Below are 16575 nucleotides of genomic sequence, written 5' to 3'. Positions count from 1 at the left end.
CCTACCAGAACAGAACAGGCTTGATTACTTTTCCAGCTGCCTGATCTGTGACGGCTCTGTTGATGTCTGCGAACGCATAGGGCGTCACCAGTCGGTCGATCGGAAATTGTCCGGCGGTGTAGAGATCAACAAGCCGGGGAATGAACGTAGCTATGTCGGAATCACCCTCGACGCATCCTCGAATAGTCTTCCCGTTCAACATGATGTCGCCCATGTTCACGGTGAGGTCGTGGGCTCCGAGCCCAACCACGACCAGTGTTCCGCGGCCGCGAAGTGATGTCACGCCCTGATTGACAACCGCACCGATTCCGGTGGTGTCGAGGGAATGAGTCGATCCGCCGTCGGTGGCGTCGCGCACCGCTGCCACAACGTCGTCGGAGCCGGGATCGACAACAACTGCGCCGAACTCTTCGGCCAGCTTCCTACGTTCGGGTACCGGGTCGACGGCAACCAGCGTGGAAACCCCCACTGCTCGCGCCGCGAGGAGAGCTGCGAATCCGACGCTGCCAGCTCCGAAGACCACAAACGTCGAGTCGGGTTCGGGGCGAAGAGTATTCAGAACTGCGCCGCCGCCGGTTTGAAACCCGCAGCCGAGCGGAGCTACGACGGTCAGATCAACCGCAGGATCAACGACGACGGTGTTGTCGGCTGTGGTGATGGCGTATTGCGCGAAACTCGACTGACCGAAGAACGCGGACCTGATCGGAGTGCCGTTCTGGGTGATAGGTGCCGAACCGTCGGTGCGCGCACCTGAGCTGTTGAGTCGATGTGAGCGTTCGCAATACGCCCGATGCCCACTTCGGCATTGGCGGCACGCTCCGCAGCTTCGATAGCTCAGCAGCACGTGATCGCCTTCGAAGATATGGGTGATCGACGAGCCGACGGCCTCGACGATCCCCGCGCCCTCGTGGCCGAACACGCAGGGGCCGAGTTTTTTCGGTAGTGCTGACTTGGTGAACAGATCCGTGTGGCACAGACCTGTTGCGACTATCCGCACGAGGATCTCGTCGGCGCGGGGTTCCTCGATCTCGACGGTCTCGAGGGCAAAAGGGGAGTCGGGGCCGTGCGAGAGCGCGGCGCTCATTTTCCGAGTGGACATCGAATTCTTCTCCGGGCGAATCACACTCGCTCGAGGAGGAAGTAATAGTGCTTGCCGTTGTCGAGGACCAGATTCGATTTTCCGTTCATGATTCCCATGAGCGTTGTGTCGTCGACCTTCTTGAAATGGTCGAAGATCGGTGCGCCGTCGTAGACCATCGTTGCGGTGACTTCGTCGCGGAACTCGATGTTCCAGAGGCTCGCTTCTCCGTTGCCGCCCTTGATGTCAGAGTAGAGGTTCCCGTTCTCGTCTCGGCAGATCAGTGGTTTTGCGTCCTCGACCGAGTTGAAGGTTTTTCCGAACCAGCGGCTTGCCACGAGTTTGTCGTGGAGACGGTGGCCGGTAGCGAAGTCGTCACCTTTCCATTCGCCGAGGATGTCCGCTGCGTCGACGGTCTCCAAAGCAGCCCACACTTCATCGAGTTCTGTGGGGGAGACATCGTTTTCCTGCTCGCGGAGCTTTGCGAAAGCGCTACGGGCGTCGTCGAGGTTCATGGTTCTCCTTGTGGAACGGCGTTGAGAGTTTTTCCCGAACCAATTTGTTCGTGAACTCTGGACGCTACGCCGAACCGGGTGGTTCGGCAACGGTGGAATCGATCTAGGATGTGCGCATGCGTTCAGCCGGGGAAGCGACCAGGGACCGCATTCTTGCATCCGCCAAGGAAGAATTTGCCCGATACGGGTTTGCGGGCGCTCGTATCAACCGCATCGCCAAGGACGCGCGAGCGAGCAAAGACCGCCTGTACGCGTACTTCGCGAGCAAGGAAGATCTTTTCTCCGCGGTCATGGCGCAGTGGACCGTCGAGACCACGGCCGAGACCGCCTTACGTGGAGACGACTTACCTGCGTACACCGGTCGACTGTTCGACAACTACCTCGCGCACCCCGAGAATGCCCGGTTGCAGGAATGGGCGGATCTCGAAGCGCCCGAAACTGTGAGTTACCACGACATTCGACGCAACACGCTGCGCCCGAAAATTGCGGAGATTCGCCAGGGCCAAGCCGACGGGCATATCGATCCCAGCTGGAACCCGGCGGAATTGCTGATCGTGATCACCGAAATTGCCAGAACCCTGGCCCTTCCGCATAGCGGCGGTGACGTGAGACCTGGGTCGTCGAGAGCGCCGGCGCTGCGAAGGCAGACTGCCGTTGACGCAGTCCGGCGCTTGATTCGCAGTTCCTGACGGTGCGTAGGTCAGGCCTTGATCGACGGCCGACCGCTTCTGATCCGGGCTACTTCGGATCGTGCAAATTCGACTCGGTCAGTGTTGTTTCCGCGGGAATAGGCCAGAGCATCGGCGAGATCTGCCGTTGCTTCGAGCACATATCCATTTCGTTTGCGATCGGCGCGGGTTCCTGCGGATCTGCGGAAGGCCCTGCGGGCCTTGTGGTTGCCGCACACTGCTGTGAGCTCGTCATCGGTGATCACGCCATGTTCGGCTTCCGGTGCCAGAATGTCGTGCAAGAAATGACGTTCACGCGGAACGGTCAACCGAAACACCCGCAACACCAAGACAAGTGCGACGACGATGAGTACGAAGAGCAGTGGGAACATGAGTGCGCTGCCCTGTGCAAGAGCGGCGGCAGAGTCCCAGAGGCCGTGCAGAAGCATCGCCGTTGCCATCAGTGCGATGCCTCGGCCGAGTCGCCGCGGCTCGGCAGGTCGGCCGAGAAGGTAGACGAGCCCGGCGCAGAAGATTGCGCTGTACAACGTGTGTGCGGCAACTCCGACAACCATCCGCATCACAATGGTCGTCATCGCGGCGTCGATCTGATTGGCACCGAATTGTGAACCTGCCGAATTCAAGGCGTAGACAACGTCTTCGAAGAGCTGGAAACCGAGTCCGATGAACGCACCGAGAATGAACCCGTCAAACGCGGTGCGCACGAAGCGGGAGGCCAAGGCTATCAACAGGACGAGTCCCAGACCCTTGGCGGTCTCTTCGGTAAACGGCGCCGCCAGGCCTGCTCCCCAGTCGGCCGCCCAGGCTTGCCCGAACATCTTGGCGTACAACGCGAGAATGGCGTCGTTTGCATGCGCGGCCATTCCCCAGGTAGCAGCAAAGCTCCCCCACAGAAAGGCCACGACGATCAGTTTTGCCGGTTGGCGTGCATACCGGTCGATGTGGTGCGTGAACCACCAGAACGCCGCACCGTACGCGCTGAACAGCACGACGGAGAGTCCGATGGCCTCGCCGTAGGCGCCGGCACTGGAGGCCAGCATCGAGAAGAACTGGAAGACTCCGGTGGTCACCAACAGCAGGTACACCCAGAACGCGGCATTGCGCGGTTGGTAGAAGGTGAACGACCGTCCCCATCCGGAGTTTTCGATTGCCGAGACACGGGTGGCGTTCGAATCGCCTGTCGACTGCACAGTGGACATGGTCATCATGAGCCCTCTCCGGGTCGTTGGCTGATGCTGACGATCATGCGAGCAATAGCTTCGGTGGTCGAGGGGTCGATGTTGCTCGGGCCGACGGCAATCGCGCTGACACCCACTCCGTCGATCACAAAGGCAGCGATGACGCCGTCAGCGGTGGAATTCGAGTACCCAGCCATGACCCCGCGATGGCCGCTTTCGGTGATGATCACGGTGGGTTCACCGTTGACTCTGAACGACTCCCCAGACGCAAGCGCATCGGTGGTCGTCTTGATCTGCTCGAGCAGTTCGCGCGCGTCGCCGGTGAACGGTGCTGTTTTGACGGTGAAGGAGACGGCCCCGTTGGTCACCCTCGCGACATCCGGGTAGGTGCCGGTTATCGGGGTATCGGTGTCGCGAACTCCTGCGGTGATGCCCCAGCCGGGGACGGGAACGAAGGTTATTCCACCGTCGAGTTCCATGACATCTCCGGCCACGACTTCGTCGTCGTAGGACACCGAATCGTTGATTGTGGGTAGGACAAACGCCATGACGAGTGCAAACGCGATCACGACTGCGGCGGGAATCAGAGTGGCACGGTCGAGGCCCAACCATCGCCGGTCTACTGGAACCCATCGGTCGTCGGGTTCGTAGTGCGGGGGTTGTGGATCTACCCGATTTCTCGTATCGGTGTCAGACATCTGTGCGCCGGCTCCCTGCGGTGTTTGCGTCGAGTCATTCGCGCACAACAGTTTCCGCTGCGAGGGGCAGGGCTGCGGTGCTTGTCGAGAGCGAATCCGAGGGGTTGGACCTCACGAGGTAAAAGTATCAAACGGGATGTTTCCGAAAATCTCGAGCGAATGTAGTACCGCACTCCGTCGTGCGGGCAAACAAAAAACAGCCCGACATTCTCCGAAGAGGTGCCGGACTGTTGTTTGGTGCCCCCAGTAGGACTCGAACCTACGACCTGCGGATTAAAAGTCCGTAGCTCTACCAACTGAGCTATAGGGGCGCGGCGCAGAGTCTAACCAGACCGCGAAGCAGGTGAAAACACCGCCCCCGTCAAATGGGTGATTCCGGGATCCTGATGACATATTCACAAACGTGTGATTGCCGCGGAGAGCTGCTGTGGCCGAGCCTGTCTGAGCGCTATGGAAGCGTGTCAGGCGGTGCGAGAGGTGAGTTTCCGACGCGTCGCAGGATTCTGCCGGCGATCCAAAGGAGATCACGTTCGGCGTCGGTGCACTCGGCGTGGATCGCTTCGGTAAGCCATCGATTCCTCAGACGTCGATCATCGCGGAGTGCGGACGCGCCGGCGTCGGTCAGATCGATGAGGTGCGCGCGGCCGTCGGATGGATCGGATCGCCGGGTTACCAGGCCCCGAGCTTGGAGCGTTGCAATCGCTTTGGCGACCGATTGAGGCGTGACGCGCTCGAGTTGCGCGAGGGATTTGGCCGTCATGGGTCCGTGGCGGTCGAGATGTCCGAGAGCGTGGACGTGGGTGGCACTGAGGTGGGGCCCAATCCGTTCGCTATGCAGGCGTCGTGCGAAAACTCCGAGGTCCTCCGCTAGAGCGTCGATCTCGTGCTGGGTCATTGCCGCTCCTCGGTCGCCCATGAATATTAGGCAACCTAACTGTGTAGTTTATCGGTCAATGTCCGATTTTCGTCCACATATTGTGAACAAATAGTAACTGTGGTTGTTTAATCTTCTTAGGCTTGACAGCGAAGTCTCGGTGTTATGGGTGCTTAGGCATCGGTTCGAACATGGGCTCGAAACAGAGAAGCTCGGATGCGCACCCCCTGTGCCGCACCCGAGCGGCCAGAACGATACCACCCGGTGTGTTCCGGGGGTGTGCTTGCTTTTTCGGTGTCATCTGATCGAATGACACCACTAGTACTTTTGGTGGGTGTCGCGGTAAGGCTTACGTGGCGAATCCGGAGGGGATATTGTGAGCTTCCGGGGGATTGTGGGTGTCGCAGGCGGCACCTTTGGGATATCGACTCGGCGAGAGGCATAACACCGCATATGGCACGTCAACAAGAGCGTGCGCGGCGTACCCGCGCCGCCCTGGTCGAAGCGGCTGCAATCGAGTTCGCCAAGCGCGGTTACGCCGCAGCGTCGGTGAATACGATCCTTGAAGGCTCCCGTGCCACCAAAGGCGCGATGTACTTCCATTTTCAATCGAAAGAAGAGTTGGCAAGAGCGATCTTGACCGCTGCGATGGAGATGTTCACGGACGTCACCGATCAGTGGTTGAAACGGACGGACCTTGAACCGTTTCAGCTTCTTCATGGCCTCGTGCTCGACATTGCCACGCTGTTTCGAACCAACGTGATCGTGCAGGCGGAGTTCAGGCTGATTATCGAGCCGGAGTTCTATGCCGACGTGAAGTCGGGTGCCGGTCAGGTATGGGGACGCTCGGCATTCGAGTTCGCGACGCGCGCGAAGGCCGAAGGTTTGTTGCGTGAAGGCGTCGAGCCTGAGAAGTTCACGCGTGTCCTGGCCGCAAGCCTTGCCGGTCAGCGCTACATGGCGGATCTGACGTCGCAGAGTGGTGACCTTGCGCTCTGGTTCGAGGAAGCGCTCGAAGTAGTGCTCGAAGGGATGGCCAGCTCGGATTGGATCGAGAATTTTCATCGCGAGGGTTGGGCGACGGTCGAGTCCTACCTGCGGGAATAGGGTCATTTTTACTCGCTGACCTGGCGATTTGAGTTTTTCCCGTGGTGTGTCCTAAGCTATCCAAGCTCCCAACGGAATGCCGGAGGGGGTACTTGCTCGGAGTGATCCGGCGCGCCCCCTTCGTCTAGCGGCCTAGGACGCCGCCCTTTCAAGGCGGTAGCGCGGGTTCGAATCCCGTAGGGGGTACGTTTTGCGAAAGCGAAACGATGCAGTATGGTTTGACCCGCACGACACGCTTTGAGTTGCAGAAATACCCAGCTAGGACAGTGGTTTGGGAGCAGCGAGAAGATGTAGTACGGTTTCACAGCAAGGAAAAAGCAAGGCCCTGTGGCGCAGTTGGTTAGCGCGCCGCCCTGTCACGGCGGAGGTCGCGGGTTCGAGTCCCGTCAGGGTCGCAAAGCATTGTTCTCAGCCAATCGGCTGAGGGCAATGCAGTGCGATAGGCATTCGGTTCGGGTGCCGTCCGGCCAGGTAGCTCAGTTGGTACGAGCGTCCGCCTGAAAAGCGGAAGGTCGCCGGTTCGATCCCGGCCCTGGCCACCACAACTCGATAAATCAAGCTCCAGATTCTCGTTCTCGAAACGACGAAGCTGGAGCTTTTTCTATTGCCCGATTCGATTCTTCAACTGGTCGGTCGGATTAGGTCGAATTTGGTACCGGTCAGCGGGAACGTGCCGTGCGTCACTACTTGTCGAGCATCACTATTAGCCGCAGCGCCCATTCCAGGGCCGCGGGCGGTCCGGCATTCTTCGCGAAGTCCGGACCTCCTTCTCTGCGCAAGAAGGAAGTGATGGTCGACGTGACTCACTCGAGGTCCCGACGCGTCGGGAAATTCAGCCGCACAGCGGTTGCATTGTTCGGAGCCGGCATTCTGCTCGCCGGCTGTGCAAGCAACAACGACGACGGCGGCACTACCGACGGTGACACCGGATCGGCGTCGATCGTCACCGGAATGATCAATGAACAAGGCGATGCGGGCACGCCGGTTGCAGGCGGCACCCTGACGTACGGTGTCCAGGTCCTCGCATCGTCGCTGGACCCGACCAAGGTTGCAGCACGCGGCGGTTCCGGCGGCGAAGCCCTGGCGGCGGTGTACGACGTTCTGGTGAGCTACGACACGGCGACCGGTGAATTCGAACCGAAGTTGGCCAAGTCACTCGAAACCAACGACGACGGCAAGACCTGGACCTTGAAGCTGCGCGACGGCGTGAAGTTCAGTGACGGAACCGCACTCGACGCTAACGCTGTCATCGCGAGCATCGACCGGTACAACGCGGGTAAGGGCAACGGCGCAGAGCTGTGGGTCGCATCGGTCGCTTCGATGGAAGCCTCGGACGCGGCTACCGTTGTATTCAACCTGAACACGCCGTGGATGCGTTTTCCCTCGATGCTGGCACTCGGCCATGGAATGATCGTCGCCCCCAGCTCACAACAGGGTGACAAGTTCACCGCCGTTGGCGCCGGACCGTTCACCGAAGGCGTCTTCAGCCCGAGCATCGAGCGAATCTTCAAGGCCAACCCCGCCTATTACGGCGGTGCTCCCAAGCTCGAGCAGCTTCGCATGGTTGCGCTGAACGGCCCGCAGGCCAATCTCGAATCGTTGAACAGCGGCCAGCTGGACGTGGCTTACATTCGCGGTCTGACGTCGGCGATCAACTCCGCCAAGTCCGCCGGCTACCCCGGTTACATCGATGTCCTCAATGCCGGCAGTGCTGAGATCATCAACAACCGCGAGGGCCGGCCGGGTTCGGATGTTCGCGTCCGCCAGGCTATCGGTTACGCACTGGATCCGGAGCTGATCGATCAGCGCGCGGAGAACGGTGAAGGTCTCCCGGGTTCGGAGCTGTTCGGAACGACGTCGCAGTGGCACGTCGACACCCCGGGTATCGCGTACGACCCCGCCAAGGCCAAGGAACTTCTGAGCCAAGCCAAGGCCGACGGATACAACGGCACGCTCAACTACATCGTGCTCAGCGAGCCGAAGGACCATGCGATCGGTTTGGCTGTGCAGTCTCTGCTTCAGGCCGTCGGGTTCGAGGTGAACCTGATTCTTGCGAACAATGCCGGCGACATCGTTCAGAACGTCTACGTCAAGAACGATTTCGACCTCGCTCACGCCGGTATCGGTCTGTACGAGTCGATTCCCGATCTCGGTCTGTACTCGACTACCAACAGCACGTCGAAGTCCAACACTGCGGGTTACGCCAATCCCGCTATGGATCAGTTGATCGCGGATCTGCAGCAGGCGAAGGACAACGCGTCGGCGCTTGCCGTGATCAGCAAGATTCAGACCCTGTGGAACGAGACGGTTCCGTCGGCACCGGTCGGTGGATTGGCTTCTTTCTGGGCTTGGCAGAAGAACGTGCACGGTGTGGTTCCGACTGCAACCGGCATCATGCTGTTCGATCAGGCATGGATGGGCGCGAAGTAGCGTTCCAGCGCGCACCGAGAGCCCCGTCCGACGTGAGTCGGGCGGGGCTCTTTTTGGGTCGCACCCCAAGTGTCGCATCAGGGTTTTCTGCGTAGGTGAAGGAGTAACGCCGGTTTTACACGAGAGCAATGCCGCCGACCAATTCGATCTGGAAACTGTGTGTAGTCGCAGACGCTGATCTGCGGCCGGCCCGCCCGCTCAGGTTCTGACGCGGTGACGATCCTGTGGTTCGCAGCCGCAGGAACAGGGTGACGCCCCGCGCAACTGTTGCGCGGTTCGTTGCGCCCTGTCTACGTCCCGAGAGAAGAGCGGTGCGAATCGATGTCGCCACACATTCATGTAGATCTTCTGATCACTCACGCGTATCTGTACATTGACCGCAATACCGAACTGGCAGACGGCTGGTTGGCGGTTGTGGATGGACGCGTTCATTCCTTCGGTCCTACTGGATCAGCCGAGCCCAGCGCAGATCGGAAGATAAATGCCGCAGGACGTTTGGTCACTCCAGGCTTGGTCAACGCACACCACCACATGTATCAGAACCTCACGAGGTCCTTCGCGCCTGCGGTGAACGGCACTCTGTTCGAGTGGCTGACAACTCTGTATCCCATCTGGTCGAAACTCGAACCGGAAGCAGTACACGCGTCGACTTATGTGGCGATGGCGGAGCTTCTCCTGGGAGGCTGCACGACGTCGATGGATCACATGTATGTCCATCCGAGACCAGAGTTGATCGACGCACAAATTCAGGCGGCCACCCAACTCGGATTCAGGTTCCTTGCAACGCGAGGTTCGATGACCCGCTCTACTGTGGACGGCGGACTTCCTCCGAAATCTGTTGTTCAGGACAAAGATACGATTCTCGCCGACAGCGTGAGACTGATCGAGAAGTATCACGATCCCAATCCAGGTGCGCTGACTCGTGTAGCTCTAGCTCCCTGCTCACCATTTTCGGTGACAGAAGAACTGATGCGTGAGAGCGCAGAACTGGCCGAGGCGTACGACGTCCGCCTGCACAGTCATCTCGCCGAGGACATGGACGAGCATGCGTATTGCCTTCAGACATACGGGTGTACTCCGGTCGAATATCTCGAACGAACAGGATGGGCCGGATCACGTACGTGGGTAGCGCATTTCATCTATCCGAGTTCATCCGAGCAGCTTCGTCTGGCTGCAGCCGGAGTCAGCGCGGTCCAGTGCCCCAGTTCCAACATGATGATCGGTGGTGGCAGTGCCGATGCGTCGTTGTTGCGCGGCATCGGTATGCCGGTCGGACTCGGATGTGATGGATCGGCGTCCACTGATCACGGGTCGATGTGGCTCGAATCGCGAACTGCGTTGTTGCTCGGTCGGTTCAGGAATGGGCCGGCATCGATGACTGCGCGCGATGTCCTGGACATGGCAACGCGAGGTAGTGCCACCTGCCTGGGGTGGGATGACGAGATCGGCCACTTGCGCGTCGGCGCCTGCGCGGATCTTGTTGTGTGGGAAGCAGAGCCGTTGGCTTTGGCGGGTGCGCTGACAGATCCCGTCGAAGCCTGGCTTCGGTGTGGACCTGCGCGAGCAGGTACGACGGTCGTCGCAGGCAAGGTCCTGGTCGACGGTGGGCAATTGTGCGATTCGGCTGTGGCCGGCGTTTTACGAACGCACGACACTCATGCACGCCGGATGCAGTCGCTTCTCTGAAACGACAGCTTTTCCTTCACTTTTCAGTCCTCCACACGAAACCTGACTCGAATCGAGATCACCCATGTCTTTGTCACATGAAAGTACGGACGGCAACCTGTCAGTCGAGGGTGCCGATCAGAATCTCACGATCGATACCGAACAATCGATTCCCTTGCCGAGGAAGGTCGCTTTAGGCGCGCAGCAGTTGCTCGTCTCGAACGTCTGGCTCGATCCGCTGTTCATCGGTAGTGCAGCAGGTCTCGGAGCTGCTCTGTCCACCAATCTCCTGACGGCGACGCTCCTGGCGGCTGGAGTTGCAACGCTCCTGCAGACCACCAAGCTGGTCAAACTACCTGTGGTGGAGGGGCCGTCGTCGGCTTTCTCTCCGTTGGCGATCGCATATGCGAAGGCGGGTTCCCTCGCCGCCGCGGGTACCGGTTTGTTGATCGGCGCCGCAATTGTTCTGTTGGCTGCTGCTACAGGCGTTCTCGGGAAGATTCGCAGAGTATTGAGTTCCGCTGTCACGGGGACAATCATTCTGCTGGTAGGGCTGTCGTTGGCCGGGTTCACTATCCAGGAATTCTTCGGTATGCCAGGCACCGAGAACTTTGCTACGCCCTCGACGATTCTCATCGCTACCGTGACCACCGCTGTTGTCGTTCTTGGCGGAATGTTCACCGGCAAATTTCGCTCATTCTGCTTTCTGATCGCACTTGTCGTGGGAAACCTCCTCGCGTTCGCGTTGGGGCGTCTCGACTTCTCCGGTGTGTCGGCGGCACCGTGGCTTCGATTCCCGACGCTACTGCCGTACGGATCGTTGACCTTTGATCTCGGCATCACCGTGACCATGTGCATCGTGTTCTTCGTGGCCGTCGTCGAGGCGATAGGGATCTACGAAGCAACAGCGCGTCTGACGCGACTCCCTCTGACGGCCCGACAGATCAACGCGGGTGTGGCGGGCGAGGCAGGAGGCTCGATGTTGTCGGCTCTGTTCGGCGGGTTCGGTACGACCGCGTACGCCCAGAATCTTGGTGTCGTTCGGATTACCGGCATCGGAAGCAGATTTGTGGTCCGTGTTGCCGCGTTGATGATGATCGCACTCGCGATGTTTCCCAAAGTCGCGGCAGTTCTGGTCACGACGCCGGCGCCGGTCATCGGTGGACTCTTCCTACCCGCGGCCGCGACGGTCGTCATTACCGGGGCGCAGGCAGCGTTTCGTGATCGTGGTAACTCGACGCACAATCTGATTGCCCCGCTCGCGCTGATGGCAGGACTCGGAGTGCCGGCGCTCACCGGGTCGCTTGTCGGGGTGTGGCCGGAACTCGTAGTGCAGTTAGCGACTCAGGGCATCGTTGTCGGCGCCGTCGTTGCAATCGTGCTCGAGTGTCTCTTTGTCGTCATTCCGAATGCGCTAGCTCGACGAGGTAACCGGAAAAGTAAGAGCACACTGTGATAACGGTGTGGCCTGTGAGACCAGTGTTACCCACGAGTTAGAAGTCGTGGGACGATACTGGTGTGGTGACCGATCGGAGCGATGGCAAAGGGAAGCGTCGTGGGAGCAGCGAATCAGCTAACTCGCGCAGCTCCTCGGATAAAGCTGGCCGCGAGTCGATGAAGTTCCGCGCCCGCGCCACGACGTGGACCAGTCGGCCGTTGTCCGACTTCCACATGATCGTCGGCTTGGTCGTCCTGATCGTGGCTTTCGGTTTGCTGATGGTGCTGTCGTCGTCGAGCGTCGAATCGTATGTCCTGTCCGGTACGTCGTACGCGCGGTTCTGGCCGCAGTGCATGTTTGCCGCCATCGGTCTGGTCCTGTTTGTGGCCGTCGTGCGAGTTCCGACCGAGCTGATGCGCAAATATTCGCCCTGGCTTCTGATCTTCTGCCTGATACTGCTTGTGCTGGTCCTTATTCCGGGAATCGGTTCGGAACAAATGGGTGCGCGTAGCTGGTTTGTTGTCGCTGGAATTTCATTCCAGCCGTCGGAACTTGCGAAGCTGGCCCTTGCAATTTGGTCGGCAGCGACGGTGGCGTCGTTCCTCAACGCACGTATCGACGTCAACCGGGCTCTGCCGGTCATCGGTGGCACGACGCTTCTCGTCCTGATTCTTGTCGTGTTGGAGAAGGACCTCGGCACCACGATCACCATCGGCATCATCTTCATGTCGGTGCTGTGGTTCGGGCTGTTCCGGTTGCGAACGTTTGTCATGTTGACCGTGGGGTCCGGGGTGGCGTTCCTTGTCCTAGCGCTTACTGCCGGCTACCGCTCGGATCGAATCAAGGCCTATCTCAATCCGGACTTGGATCCGCAGGGACTGAATTTTCAGAGCACTCAGGCAAAATATGCGTTGGCGAACGGCGGTATCTTCGGTCGTGGACTCGGGCAGTCCGACGCGAAGTGGAGTTATCTTCCGCAGGCACACAACGACTTCATCTTCGCGGTTATCGGGGAAGAACTCGGCCTGATCGGTGCGCTCATCGTGGTGGCGCTCTTTGCTGCTGTCCTCGTTGTCGGGCTGAGGATCGCCAAGCGGTCCACAGATCCCTTCCTCAAGGTCATGACGGCAACTGCGACGACGTTGATCGTGATGCAGGCCTTCATCAACATCGCGTACGTGGTCGGGCTCATTCCCGTCACCGGGTTGCAGCTGCCGCTCATTTCGGCCGGCGGTACGTCGATGATCACGACACTGCTGATGTTCGGGCTGATCGCGCACGCTGCGTTCCGTGAGCCGGAGGCGGTCGCGTCGCTCGAAAGCGCAAGCCGTGGCTGGGTGCCCTTCGTGTTCGGCAAACCTCGATTCGGTGAAGCCAAGAAGCCGAAGAAGGCGCCGCAGGGTCGAGTGCGCGAACGCCCGCAGCAGCAACGTCGAGGAGAGCAAGCGCGCCGATCCCCACAGCAAGAACGCAGGCGGCCGGCGCAGCCGGAACCACGCCGGAGCAGTCAACCCGATCGACGACGTTCCGTCCGACGTGACGGTGACGACGACCGTCAGTATCGCGGCGGCACCCGTCCCCGGCGCGCTTCCTGATTACCGTCGGGCGTCGGGATCCCCGGTAGGCGACTACATTGGAATCTGAAATCGGCGTCGGAGAAGGTTGTGGGCATGGCAGGTGGCGATAAGCTGGATCAGTCTGTGGTGGAACGAAGCTCGGTGATCGGGCGTCGTACGACGCCGTCGCAGAGAGCACGTTTCCATCGGATTGTCGACGCTGCAATGGAATCCGCGTCCGAGGGTGGGTATGACGCGGTCCAGATGAGGTCGGTTGCCGAGCGGGCCGGCGTGGCGATCGGGACGGTGTATCGGTACTTCCCGTCGAAGAATCACATGCTGGTCGTGGCGTTGGTATGGATGTTCGAGGGTCTGCGCGACAGGTTCCACGACTACGAAATCCCGGGGGAAACTCCGTCGGATCGAATTCTGTTCGTGTTGAGGAAGAACACGGAAATCCTCGAGACCGATCATCCTCGTTACGAGGCGCTGGTTCGCGCGTACATGTTTGCGGACGCGTCGGCGACCCCGGAACTCAACGCACTGGGTGACGTCGTGACGGAGATGTTCGCGAAGTCGATCGGTGTCGAGGAGATTTCCGAGCAGCAGATGGATGCGGTGAAGGTCATCAACGACGTCTGGATGTCTTCTCTCGTGTCGTGGGTCGCCGGCCGGATGACCAGCGATCAGGTGATGGCGCACTTGGAACTTGCCGTGCGCTTGGTGTTTCGTAAGTTGGGCGGGTAGCCCGTCAGACGGAGTATCCGCCGTCGACGTTGAGTTTCTGGCCGCTGATGAAACCGGCGGCATCGCTCGCTAGGAAATGTACGGCTTCGGCGATGTCGGTCGCGGACCCGAATCGCTTCAGCGGAATTCGACTCATGGTGATGTCGAGAGCGGCTGGATCGAGATCGGCTGACGCGATGAGTCTTTCGGCCATGCCGTCGGTCAGCATGCCGGGGCCGACGGCGTTGAAGCGAACGCCGTATCGCCCTTCTTCGGCGGCAAAGCCGCGGACCAGTTGTTCCACAGCGCCTTTGGTGCCAGCCGAGAGCCCGTCGCGGACCGGGAAGCGGTCGGTTGCTGCTGTGGTGACTGCCACGACGGATCCCGACGATGCGCGCAGCGCCGGTAAGACTGTGTGTACAAGGGTAAAGAATGCTGCGGCTTCTTGATTCAACTGCTCGGCGAACGTGGTGGGGGAGACTCGCGACAGGTGGGTCATCGGAACGTGTGGTCCCGCTGCGTGCACAAGAGTTGTCAATGATCCGAGGTCGTCGATCGCGGACCGCGCCGCCGCGGCAATGGACGATTCGCTATCGAGATCCATCGGGTAGGAAAGTGCGCGGACTCCGAGTGATCGGATTTCTGTGCACAGCTGTTCGGCGGCATCCGCATTGCTGCGATAGGTGAAGGCGACGTCGTGTCCGCGGGCGGCGAGTGTGCGGGCGATTGCAGAGCCGATACCGCCGGTTCCGCCGCTGATCAAAACGGTGCGCACTGCATTCATGGTTGTCTCCCGGGTTCCGCGGTGGATGGTCTTCGCATTCAACCTAGCAAGTGCTTGGTTGGCGCGGGTAGGACAGGCTCAGATTGCTATCGCAGACGGGAGCGGAACCCTAATCTCAGTGTTATGTCCGATAGCGTGCAGGTGGCCGGAGAAGTGCCGAGTGACGGATCCGAACCGCAGATCCCCAGCCTCAACAACCGTTTGAACTGGCTTCGCGCCGGGGTTCTCGGAGCGAACGACGGCATCGTGTCCACTGCGGGATTGGTGATCGGTGTCGCAGCCGCGACAACCGAACGTTCCGCGATCTTCACCGCAGGCTTTGCGGGCTTGGTCGCCGGAGCGGTGTCGATGGCTCTCGGTGAATACGTCTCTGTCAGCGCGCAACGCGATACCGAGCGTGCGCTGCTGAAGAAAGAGAAACGAGAACTGCTGGAAATGCCCGAGCAGGAGTTCGCGGAACTTGTCTCGAACTACGAGGCAAAGGGTTTGAGCACCGAGACCGCCACCAAGGTAGCTGAGGAACTCACCGCACACGACGCATTCGCGGCGCACGTCGAAGTCGAGTTGAAGATTGATCCGAACGATCTGACGAACCCCTGGCACGCAGCAATCTCGTCGGCGGTGTCCTTCACCATTGGTGCAGCCATTCCGTTGATCGCGATTCTCTTGCCGCCAACGGGAACCCGGGTTCCCATAGCGTTTTTCGCGGTGCTTGTCGCGCTGGCGTTGACCGGCACGATCAGCGCGACGCTCGGCGGCGCCCGTAAGACCCGAGCGATCTTGCGGGTGGTTCTCGGCGGCGCCTTGGCGATGGCTGTGACGTACGGCGTCGGCCAGTTGGTGGGTACCGGGCTCGATTGAGCTGTGCGCCTTTGTTAACCGCGGGCGGTTGACAAAGGCGCACAGCAGTCAGGCGCGAGCGACCATCACCGGGCACGGAGCATGGTGCAGCAGGTTCTGGCTGGTCGATCCCATCACTGCGCCGGCCATTGCGCTTCGGCCGTGGCTGCCGACCACCAGAAGTTGGGCGTCGTCGGCGTATTTCAGCATGACCGGGGCGGCCGCGCCGGGTTCGCTGATACGAGTGACCGGCACGTCGGGATACTGCTCGGCCATTCCGGCAAGGTTTTCGGCCAACAACGCGGACTCCTCTTGTTCGACGGCTTCCCAGTCGATGAGGATCCCGGCGCCACCTTCACGGAAGGTCGAGGCACCTTGCCACGTGTGCACCGCAATGAGGGGTGCTTCGAACTCGTCGGCAAACCAGAAGGCATGTTCGACGGCCTTCTTGCTCAACGGACTTCCGTCGATACCGACCACGACGGGTCTCTGATCAGGCCCGGGGTTTTCGACGGTTCCCCGCCAGACGGTGACCGGGGAGGTTGCATGGTTGGCGACCTTGAGGGCGGTCGATCCGAGTAGACGTGAGCGCAGAGCGCCGGCTCCGGTGGAACCCATGACGATCAACCGAGCTGTGCCGGCCGATTCGAGGATATGTGTTGTCGGAGGACCTGGCGCGATGTTGGACTCGATATCCAGCGAAGGGAATTTCTCTGCCACAGCGCTGGACGCCGCCGCGATGATTGCTTCGCCGTCCTCGCGGATCTGATTGAGGAACTGTGACTGCAACATCACGGCGGCGGGGCTGTAGATCGGGCCTTCCTGAGGCAGCGCATGCGCCAGGATCAGCCGTGCATTGACCACCTGAGCAACGGCCGCGGCCCATTTCGCGGCACCGATCGATGCCTCGGAACCGTCGACGCCGACAACGATGTCCTGGTGTCCGGCAAGTGTGTCCATGCTTACTCCCTCAGGTGGCTCGAGATCCGTCAACTGT

15 protein-coding genes and 4 tRNA genes are annotated in these 16575 nt (G+C 60.3%); 11 read left to right on the top strand and 8 right to left on the bottom strand.

All coding sequences use genetic code 11. The features are described from left to right. Nucleotide 1: 1 nt before the first annotated feature. Both EEB13_RS24385 and EEB13_RS24380 read right to left on the bottom strand, forming a co-directional pair. Nucleotides 2–1099 carry an NAD(P)-dependent alcohol dehydrogenase gene (locus EEB13_RS24385; protein WP_187328620.1) on the bottom strand — a complete coding sequence of 366 codons (1098 nt, stop codon included), beginning with the start codon at nucleotides 1097–1099 and terminating at the stop codon, nucleotides 2–4. A gap of 20 nt (nucleotides 1100–1119) precedes the next feature. Continuing rightward, nucleotides 1120–1593, bottom strand: coding sequence for a DUF4334 domain-containing protein (locus EEB13_RS24380; protein ID WP_141486465.1), 474 nt, complete (start codon nucleotides 1591–1593; stop codon nucleotides 1120–1122). 116 nt (nucleotides 1594–1709) lie between these two features. On the opposite strand from EEB13_RS24380, the gene EEB13_RS24375 reads away from it, so the two are divergent. Continuing rightward, nucleotides 1710–2282: a TetR/AcrR family transcriptional regulator gene (locus tag EEB13_RS24375; RefSeq protein ID WP_033233988.1), complete on the top strand. Its 573-nt coding sequence runs from the start codon at nucleotides 1710–1712 to the stop codon at nucleotides 2280–2282. An 11-nt stretch (nucleotides 2283–2293) separates the two neighbouring features. On the opposite strand, the gene EEB13_RS24370 is transcribed toward EEB13_RS24375, so the two are convergent. From EEB13_RS24370 to EEB13_RS24355, 4 genes are all read right to left on the bottom strand, one after another. Continuing rightward, complete coding sequence (locus EEB13_RS24370) at nucleotides 2294–3490, bottom strand: PrsW family intramembrane metalloprotease (RefSeq protein WP_410055778.1); 1197 nt, start codon at nucleotides 3488–3490, stop codon at nucleotides 2294–2296. Beyond that, nucleotides 3487–4158, bottom strand: coding sequence for a hypothetical protein (locus tag EEB13_RS24365; RefSeq protein ID WP_033233990.1), 672 nt, complete (start codon nucleotides 4156–4158; stop codon nucleotides 3487–3489). Before EEB13_RS24365 ends, EEB13_RS24370 begins: the two co-directional genes overlap by 4 nt. 235 nt (nucleotides 4159–4393) lie before the next feature. After that, nucleotides 4394–4469 (bottom strand) — tRNA-Lys (locus EEB13_RS24360). 137 nt (nucleotides 4470–4606) lie between these two features. Further along, the gene (locus tag EEB13_RS24355) at nucleotides 4607–5053 is read right to left on the bottom strand and encodes a MarR family winged helix-turn-helix transcriptional regulator (RefSeq protein WP_033233991.1); all 447 of its coding nucleotides are present in this window, start codon (nucleotides 5051–5053) and stop codon (nucleotides 4607–4609) included. A 432-nt stretch (nucleotides 5054–5485) separates the two neighbouring features. Between EEB13_RS24355 and EEB13_RS24350 the strand changes: the two genes are divergently transcribed. The 9 genes from EEB13_RS24350 (at nucleotide 5486) to EEB13_RS24310 (ending at nucleotide 13975) form a co-directional block, all read left to right on the top strand. Beyond that, complete coding sequence (locus tag EEB13_RS24350) at nucleotides 5486–6139, top strand: TetR/AcrR family transcriptional regulator (protein WP_141486463.1); 654 nt, start codon at nucleotides 5486–5488, stop codon at nucleotides 6137–6139. Between the two features lie 113 nt (nucleotides 6140–6252). Then, nucleotides 6253–6325, top strand: a tRNA-Glu gene (locus EEB13_RS24345). A 135-nt stretch (nucleotides 6326–6460) separates the two neighbouring features. Then, nucleotides 6461–6534 (top strand) — tRNA-Asp (locus EEB13_RS24340). 70 nt (nucleotides 6535–6604) lie between these two features. Then, nucleotides 6605–6681, top strand: a tRNA-Phe gene (locus EEB13_RS24335). Nucleotides 6682–6814: 133 nt separating this feature from the next. After that, a complete protein-coding gene (locus EEB13_RS24330) occupies nucleotides 6815–8569 on the top strand; it encodes an ABC transporter substrate-binding protein (RefSeq protein WP_261984640.1) in 1755 nt (584 codons plus the stop codon). A 321-nt stretch (nucleotides 8570–8890) separates the two neighbouring features. Beyond that, nucleotides 8891–10255 (top strand): 8-oxoguanine deaminase, encoded by a 1365-nt coding sequence (locus tag EEB13_RS24325; RefSeq protein WP_045068856.1) that lies wholly within the window; start codon nucleotides 8891–8893, stop codon nucleotides 10253–10255. A gap of 64 nt (nucleotides 10256–10319) precedes the next feature. Continuing rightward, on the top strand, nucleotides 10320–11690 hold the full coding sequence (locus tag EEB13_RS24320; RefSeq protein WP_080711707.1) for a uracil-xanthine permease family protein: 1371 nt from the start codon (nucleotides 10320–10322) through the stop codon (nucleotides 11688–11690). A 158-nt stretch (nucleotides 11691–11848) separates the two neighbouring features. Further along, nucleotides 11849–13267 (top strand): putative lipid II flippase FtsW, encoded by a 1419-nt coding sequence (gene ftsW, locus EEB13_RS24315; RefSeq protein WP_033233995.1) that lies wholly within the window; start codon nucleotides 11849–11851, stop codon nucleotides 13265–13267. 75 nt (nucleotides 13268–13342) lie between these two features. After that, nucleotides 13343–13975: a TetR family transcriptional regulator gene (locus EEB13_RS24310; protein WP_033233996.1), complete on the top strand. Its 633-nt coding sequence runs from the start codon at nucleotides 13343–13345 to the stop codon at nucleotides 13973–13975. A gap of 4 nt (nucleotides 13976–13979) precedes the next feature. Here EEB13_RS24310 and EEB13_RS24305 read toward each other — a convergent pair whose 3' ends face one another. Beyond that, the gene (locus tag EEB13_RS24305; RefSeq protein WP_141486462.1) at nucleotides 13980–14738 is read right to left on the bottom strand and encodes an SDR family NAD(P)-dependent oxidoreductase; all 759 of its coding nucleotides are present in this window, start codon (nucleotides 14736–14738) and stop codon (nucleotides 13980–13982) included. 123 nt (nucleotides 14739–14861) lie between these two features. Here EEB13_RS24305 and EEB13_RS24300 point away from each other — a divergent pair, with 123 nt between their 5' ends. Next, nucleotides 14862–15599 (top strand): VIT family protein, encoded by a 738-nt coding sequence (locus tag EEB13_RS24300; protein WP_051730461.1) that lies wholly within the window; start codon nucleotides 14862–14864, stop codon nucleotides 15597–15599. Nucleotides 15600–15647: 48 nt separating this feature from the next. Here EEB13_RS24300 and EEB13_RS24295 read toward each other — a convergent pair whose 3' ends face one another. Next, on the bottom strand, nucleotides 15648–16538 hold the full coding sequence (locus EEB13_RS24295) for a universal stress protein (RefSeq protein WP_045068863.1): 891 nt from the start codon (nucleotides 16536–16538) through the stop codon (nucleotides 15648–15650). Between the last annotated feature and the right edge of the window lie 37 nt (nucleotides 16539–16575).

Origin of the sequence: Rhodococcus sp. WS3, from assembly GCF_003797085.1 — a bacterium.
Classification (GTDB): domain Bacteria; phylum Actinomycetota; class Actinomycetes; order Mycobacteriales; family Mycobacteriaceae; genus Rhodococcus_F; species Rhodococcus_F globerula.
The sequence above is the reverse complement of the archived record's forward strand: the minus strand, read 5'-3'. Positions and strand labels throughout refer to the sequence as shown.